This window comes from Saccharothrix sp. CCNWYY140 (assembly GCF_037401995.1).
Classification (GTDB): domain Bacteria; phylum Actinomycetota; class Actinomycetes; order Mycobacteriales; family Pseudonocardiaceae; genus Actinosynnema.
Map to the genome: position 1 here is coordinate 1 of NZ_JBBEGC010000223.1, position 6,687 is coordinate 6,687.

Here is a 6,687-nt window from a genome sequence, read left to right on the forward strand (position 1 = left end):
CGGTGGGGGAACCGAGGCCCTCCACTTGTAGGTAACACCTACCGCGCGCTCCGCGCGCGAAGTGCGCGCTGCGCGCGGAAAGCGGAGTCGGGGCGCGTCTAGGCTCGTTCCCGTGACCGACCTGCGGACGATCTTCGGCGAAGACGCCGAGCACTACGACCGCCACCGCCCCGGCTACCCGGACCCCCTCTTCGACCGCCTGCCCACCGGCCGAACCCTGGAGATCGGCTGCGGCACCGGCAAAGCCACCGTCCCCCTGGCCCAGCGCGGCCACCAGGTCACCGCCCTCGACCTCAGCCCCGCAATGGCAGCCGTAGCGCGGCGCAACCTGACACGGTTCCCGGACGTGAAGGTCGTGGTGGGCGAGTTCGAGACCTGGCCCCTGCCCGCCGAGCCATTCGACCTGGTGCTGGCCGCCACCGCCTTCCACTGGCTCAACCCGGCGACCCGAACCGCCAAGGCCGCCGCCGCACTGCGCCCTGGCGGCACCCTGGCCCTCATCTCCACCCACCACGTCGCCGGCGACACCCGGTACGACGAGTTCTTCGCCAACGCCCAAGCCTGCTACGAGCGGTTCGACCCGAGCACCCCACCGGGACTGCGCCTGACCCCGGCCGCCGAGATCCCCAAGGACACAACCGACTTCACCGCTCGGTTCGGCCCGGTCGAGTTCCACCGCTGCGAATGGGACCGCGCCTACACCGCGCCCCAGTACCTCGACCTCCTGATGACCTACTCCGGCCACCGAGCCCTGCCACCCGACCGCCGCGCCGCCCTGTTCGCCTGCCTCACCACCCTGATCAGCCAATACGGCGGCCGGATCACCAAACGGTTCATGACCGAACTGGCACTGGCCCAGCGGCTCTGAGCCGACACCGACCGGTGGATCCCACGCGGCCGGGACTCCCGATCGTCATGTCACGCCATGCTCCTCTGCTGCCAGCCGCGCCCGATCATCCGGATCAGCGCGGGGTCGACGATGTGGTGGCGCAAGGGCCGGATCGCGGCCATGTAGGCACGGCCGAAGCGCCCGTTGGGTTTGACCAGCACAGCCATCTGGCCCCGATGACCGCCAGACCCGTCCGGGACCCAGCTGATGTGCATGACCGTGTGCACGGTCCGGTTGGCCAGCTCAGCCGCCCACTCGTCACCGGCCAGGTACACCGTGCGCAACGGCACCGCTCGCAGCCCCGGGCGAGGTGCGGCCAGCAAGTCGGCGGGCAATCGGTCGCGCAGGGTCTGCACCCGTCCACCCAGGCCCTGGTCCTCCCGGTCCCAGCCCAGCAACCGACCCAGCTTCCACCGCAGGGTGAACAAGGCCCGGGTCACCCCGGAGAACCGACCCTCGCCCTCGGACATCTGCCGGACCAACTTCCCGAAGTCGTCCGGGCCGCCGGGCGTGGGCAACGCCCACACGTCCTCGACCCGGAAGTCCGGGGTCAGCTCGTGGATCCGCCACGGCAGCTCCGTGTGCGCGCTATCAGCAAGTTTCATGCCTGCACCCCTCATGCCCGGTCTCCTATGTTGGCCAGCATAGGCTATTATGGCTAGCACAGGAGGAGGTGTCGTGACAACACGGCGTGAGCAGACCAGCGGGGAGAGCCGGGAGCTGATCCTGGGCGCGGCGGCGGAGCTGTTCGCCGAGAAGGGCTACCGGCAGACGACGTTCGCCGACGTCGCCGAGCGGTCCGGCATCAGCCGCGGGTCGATCCCGTGGCACTTCGGCAGCAAGGAAGGGTTGCTGCTGGCCGTGTTGGAGCGGTCGGTGGAGGTCCTGCGCACCGGCCTGCCCGCCGAACCCGACCTCGACCTGCTGGTGGCGGGCCTCGAAGCCCTGTTCGCACGGCCGACGACCAAGCTGTTCGTCACGCTGCTGGTCGAGGCGCTCGAACCCGACTCGCCCATCCGCGGTCGGTACGCGGCGATCCACGAGACCCTGCGCGAGCACTGCCGGCAGCTGCTGTCCCGGTTCCCGCTGCCCGAGGGGCTGTCGGCGGACGCGCTGGCCGTGGCGCTGATCGGGGCGGGCATCGGCATCCACCAGCAGTGGCTGGTGGCGCCGGACAAGGTCGACCTGACCCGGTCGCTGGCCGCGCTGCGCTACCTGGTGGCCGGCGTGGCGTGACCCGGCGGCGGCTGGGGGAGCGGGTGCGCGCCCTCCGGTCGCAGGCCGTCGAAGATGATCGCCAGGTAGCGCTGCCACAGGTCCGGTGGGGCGTCGGGGAGGTAGCGCACGACGTCGTTGGGCGCGCACATCAGCAGGACCACGTCCGTGCCGGTCACGTCTTCGCGCAGCACGCCGTGCTCGCGCGCTCGGTCGACCAGGGCGTCGATCACCCGGAACAGGTTCTCGCGCGCCGAGGTCACCTCGGCCCTGCCGTGGGCCTGGAGGAATGACAGGTCGAGCTGCTGCCGCTCGCGCGCGGCGGTGGTCAGGAACTCCAGCAGCGCGGCGCCGGGGTCGGGGGCGGTGGTCAACTCCTCGCCCGTCGCGGTCAGCCGGGAGATGCGGTCCAGGATGATCGCCGCGAGCAGGTCGTCCTTGGTGGGGAAGTGCCGGAAGACGGTCCCCTTCCCGACGCCCGCCCGGCGCGCGATGTCCGCGACCGACGCCTCGAACCCCCGCTCGGCGAACTCCGCCGCCGCCGCGTCCAGCAGCAGCGCCCGGTTGCGCACGGCGTCGGCGCGGGGTGGTCGGGTCACCTCGTCACCCTAACAAGTTGACCGCCCGGTCCGTTTGCGGTTAGCGTCCGGCCGTAACTTGACCACTCGGTCCGTTTAGGAGTGCCATGAAGGCAGTAGTCGTCACCGGGTACGGCCCGCCGGAGAACTTCACCGTCGGGGACGTGCCGGTGCCGCATCCCGGGCCGGGGCAACTCCTGGTCCGCATCGCCGCCGCGTCGATCAACCCCGGGGACGTCCGCCTGCCCAGCGGCGACTACCGGGACGCGTTCCCGCTCGACTTCCCGCACGTGCCGGGCAACGACTTCGCCGGCACGGTCGCCGAGGTCGGTCCCGGGGTGACCGCCTACCGGCCCGGCGACGAGATCTTCGGCCAGGCCGTGCCCCGCGCGCTGAAAGCGCTTGTCGGCCCGACCCGCCCGTCGTTGAGCACCGGTTCCCTGGCGGAGTACGCGGTGTTCGAGGCCGACACGCCACTGCTGACCCACCGCCCACCCCAACTGTCCACAGAGGACGCTGCCGCGCTCGCCACCACCGGGCTGACCGCGCGGGCGCTGCTGGCCGAAGCGCGGATCCGGCCCGGTGACACGGTTCTGGTGGTGGGTGCGACCGGAGGTGTCGGCACCGCCGTGGTCCCGCTGTTCGCCCACGCGGGCGCGAAGGTCGTCGCCACCGCCACCGCGGCGGACGCCGACCTGCTCCGCGACCTGGGCGCGCACCGGACCGTGGCCTACGGCGAGTACCCGGACGTCGACCTCGCCCTGAACCTCGTCCTGCCCGGAGACGACCTGGACGGCCTGGCACGCGCGGTGCGGCCCGGAGGTCGGTTGCTGACCATCACGCCCGACCCGCGTCCGACCGTGGACGTGGACGTGCGGTTCGTGCTCGACCTCGACGGCCGGACCGGGGGCATGGCCGGGGTCGTCGACTCGGTCCGCGCGGGTGCGCTGAAGGCCACGATCGGCCGCCGGTACTCCCTGGACCAGGCCCCACAGGCGTGCGTCGACTTCGTCCGCAGGCACACCACCGGGAAGCTCGTCGTCGCCGTGCGGTGAGCGTCACAGACCGATCCGGTCGGTTTACCTACCGGATCGGTCGGTCGGTACGTACCGTCGAGGACATGAGTCGTTTTCGGCAGGAGGCCGACGACAGGATCATCGACCGCGCGGCGGGCCTGTTCGCCCGGCATGGGTTCGAGCACACGTCGTTGCGCGAGCTCGCCGAGGCCGTGGGGCTGTCCAAAGCGGGCCTGCTGCACCACTTCCCGAGCAAGGAAGCGCTGCACGAGGCGGTCCAGGCGTCGTGCCGCGACCTGGAGCGCAAGGTCGCCGACGCCGTCGCGCCGCTGCCGCCGGGACCGGACCGCGACCGGCGCAGCCTGGAGCTGCTGATCGACGTCGCCCTGGACCGGCCGGGGCTGGTGGCCCTGGCCCTCACCGCGATCAACGGCGGGGAACCGCTGCCCGAGGGCGGCCTCGGCGAGGTCATCGTGCACGAGGCCTTCGGCGTCGAGCGCGAACCCGTCGACCCCGAACGCGCCATCCGCGTGATCGGCGCGCTCACGTCGCTGGCCGTGCTCACCCTCCTGGCCAACGGCGCCGACCAGAAGACCACTTGGCGCCCGCACATCCTCTCGACCTGCTTCGACGCGCTCGGACACCGCGCACCCCTGGAGGCCTGACCGATGGCAAGACTGCTGTACCGACTCGGCTTCGGCGCGCACCGGCGCCGCCTGGTCGTGGTCCTCCTGTGGCTGCTCGTCCTCGTGGGCACCGCCTTGGGCGCCACCACGCTCGCCGGCGAGACGTCCAACGCCTTCTCCATCCCCGGCCAGGAGTCCACGACCGCGCTGGACAAGATCAAGCAGCAGTTCGGCACCGAAGGCGGCGCGACCGCCCGCGTGGTGGTGAAGGCCCCGGAGGGCAAGAAGTTCGTCGAACCCGACCAGGCGCAGGCGTTGGCCGGCTTGGTCGCCAAGCTGGACGCCCTGCCCGGCGTGACCAGCGCAGCGAACCCCCTCGACCCCGCCGCACCGGCGGTGAACAAGGACGTGAACGTCGCCTACAGCACGGTCACGTTCGAGGGAAATCCCGGTGAGGTAACGGAAGAACAGCGCACCGCGCTGCTCAACGCCGCCGCCGAAGCCCGCACGACCGGCCTGACCGTCGAGGTGACCGGCGAGGCCGTGCAGGCACCGCCGCACGTGGGCGGCGTGGTCGAGGGCATCGGCGTCGTGGTGGCACTGCTGATCCTCGCCATCACTTACGGCTCGCTGGTCATGGCCGGCATGAACCTGCTGACCGCTGCTGTCGGAGTGGGCATCGGTGCGCTGGGCGTCACCATCAGCACCGGTTTCCTGGACTTGCAGTCCACGACTCCCGTCCTGGCGACCATGCTGGGCTTGGCGGTCGGCATCGACTACGCGTTGTTCATCATCAACCGGTACCGGCAGGAGTTGCGGCGCGGCGCGGACGTAGGCGAAGCCATCGGCGTCGCAGTGGGCACTGCCGGTTCGGCTGTCGTCACCGCCGGCCTGACCGTCGTCATCGCCTTGGCAGGCTTGGCCGTGGCGGGCATCCCGTTCTTGACCCAAATGGGCATCGCCGCCGCCGCGACCATCGTCGTGGCCGTCCTGATCGCCATCACCCTGGTGCCCGCTGTCCTGAGCTACATCGGCCGCCGCGCCCTTCCGCGCAAACAGCGCACCGAACCTGCCGTCGAGGTCCGCGAACGCGGCTTCTACCGGACTTGGGTCCACACGGTCACCCGCTACCGCGTGCCCGCGCTCCTGTTGACCGTCGTCGCGTTGGGCACGATCGCCCTCCCGCTGTCCTCCATGCAGACCACTCTGGTTCCGATTCCTGCTGCCGACAGCACCCAGGCGAGGGCGGAGCGGATCCTGGCGGACGGCTTCGGCGAGGGCTTCAACGGTCCGTTGGTGGTCCTGTTCGAGGGCGGAGACGCCCAGGCCACGGCGACCAGGCTGAAGCCCGAGATCGAGGCTTTGGACGATGTGGCCTTCGCCGCCGAGCCCAAGGCGAATGCCGACCGCAGTGCCGCGCAGTTGGCCGTGATCCCGAAGTCCGGCCCGACGAGCGAGGCGACGGAACAGTTGGTCGCCGACCTCCGCGCCAAACTGTCCAATTTGGATGGCACGACTGCCTACGTGACCGGCCAGACGGCGGTCAGCGTGGACGTGGCAACGACCTTGGACCGGGCGTTGCCGGTGTACTTGGCGGTTGTCGTGGGTTTGGCCCTGGTGTTGCTGGTGTTGGTTTTCCGGTCGCTCTTGGTGCCCTTGGTGGGCGTGCTGGGCTTCCTGCTCACTGTGGGCACGTCGTTGGGTGCGACGGTCGCTGTCTTCCAGTGGGGCTGGCTGGCCGACGCGGTCAACCTGGACACGACTGGGCCTTTGATCAGCCTGACGCCGATCATCGTGATCGGCATCCTGTTCGGCTTGGCGATGGACTACCAGGTGTTCCTGGTGTCGAGGATGCACGAGGCTCATCATCGGGGGGCCGATCCGCGCGAGGCTATTACGACGGGTTTCCGCCAGGCGGCACCTGTGGTGGTTGCGGCGGCGCTGATCATGTTCTCGGTGTTCGCCGGGTTCGTGCCTTCGGGGGAGGCGACGATCAAGTCGATCTCGTTTGCCCTGGCGATCGGAATCTTGGTGGACGCGTTCGTGATCCGGATGATCGTGGTGCCGGCGGCGCTGGCGTTGCTGGGTAAGAGCGCGTGGTGGCTTCCCAAGTGGCTCCGCTGGCTACCGGAGTTGGACGTGGAAGGCACCGCCCTCACCACCCAGCCCTCAAGCGAGGACCGCCCCCGAGAACCAGTCAACGCCTAACCGCACCCGCAAGCCCGCTGGGCCACCCATCAGACTGGCCGCGCCGCTTTTCGCCGAACGCGCTCCGACCGAACGGCGGGGTGCTCCGCGCCGAAGGCGCGAGCCGAAGCGGCTAGCGCCCACGGGAAGGGCCTCGGTTTCTTTCCCCGTCCGGC

Annotated in this window: 7 protein-coding genes; 5 read left to right on the plus strand and 2 right to left on the minus strand. The window is 70.4% G+C overall.

Features of this window, described 5'->3' with window-relative positions:
- Nucleotides 1-112 precede the first annotated feature (112 nt).
- Nucleotides 113-868 carry a class I SAM-dependent methyltransferase gene (locus WBN91_RS38685; RefSeq protein WP_337729266.1) on the plus strand — a complete coding sequence of 252 codons (756 nt, stop codon included), beginning with the start codon at nucleotides 113-115 and terminating at the stop codon, nucleotides 866-868.
- 50 nt (nucleotides 869-918) lie between these two features.
- Here WBN91_RS38685 and WBN91_RS38690 read toward each other — a convergent pair whose 3' ends face one another.
- A complete protein-coding gene (locus WBN91_RS38690; RefSeq protein WP_337729267.1) occupies nucleotides 919-1,494 on the minus strand; it encodes a DUF2867 domain-containing protein in 576 nt (191 codons plus the stop codon).
- A 73-nt stretch (nucleotides 1,495-1,567) separates the two neighbouring features.
- Between WBN91_RS38690 and WBN91_RS38695 the strand changes: the two genes are divergently transcribed.
- Nucleotides 1,568-2,125: a TetR/AcrR family transcriptional regulator gene (locus tag WBN91_RS38695; RefSeq protein ID WP_337729268.1), complete on the plus strand. Its 558-nt coding sequence runs from the start codon at nucleotides 1,568-1,570 to the stop codon at nucleotides 2,123-2,125.
- On the opposite strand, the gene WBN91_RS38700 is transcribed toward WBN91_RS38695, so the two are convergent.
- Nucleotides 2,101-2,703: a TetR/AcrR family transcriptional regulator gene (locus WBN91_RS38700; protein WP_337729269.1), complete on the minus strand. Its 603-nt coding sequence runs from the start codon at nucleotides 2,701-2,703 to the stop codon at nucleotides 2,101-2,103. The genes WBN91_RS38695 and WBN91_RS38700 overlap by 25 nt on opposite strands.
- 86 nt (nucleotides 2,704-2,789) lie before the next feature.
- On the opposite strand from WBN91_RS38700, the gene WBN91_RS38705 reads away from it, so the two are divergent.
- The 3 genes from WBN91_RS38705 to WBN91_RS38715 all read left to right on the plus strand — a co-directional run bounded on the left by WBN91_RS38705 (nucleotide 2,790) and on the right by WBN91_RS38715 (nucleotide 6,532).
- Nucleotides 2,790-3,737 carry an NADP-dependent oxidoreductase gene (locus tag WBN91_RS38705; protein WP_337729270.1) on the plus strand — a complete coding sequence of 316 codons (948 nt, stop codon included), beginning with the start codon at nucleotides 2,790-2,792 and terminating at the stop codon, nucleotides 3,735-3,737.
- Between the two features lie 65 nt (nucleotides 3,738-3,802).
- Entirely contained in the window at nucleotides 3,803-4,363 is a 561-nt protein-coding gene (locus WBN91_RS38710) for a TetR/AcrR family transcriptional regulator (RefSeq protein WP_337729271.1), read from the plus strand.
- Between the two features lie 3 nt (nucleotides 4,364-4,366).
- Nucleotides 4,367-6,532 carry an MMPL family transporter gene (locus tag WBN91_RS38715; RefSeq protein WP_337729272.1) on the plus strand — a complete coding sequence of 722 codons (2,166 nt, stop codon included), beginning with the start codon at nucleotides 4,367-4,369 and terminating at the stop codon, nucleotides 6,530-6,532.
- Nucleotides 6,533-6,687 lie beyond the last annotated feature (155 nt).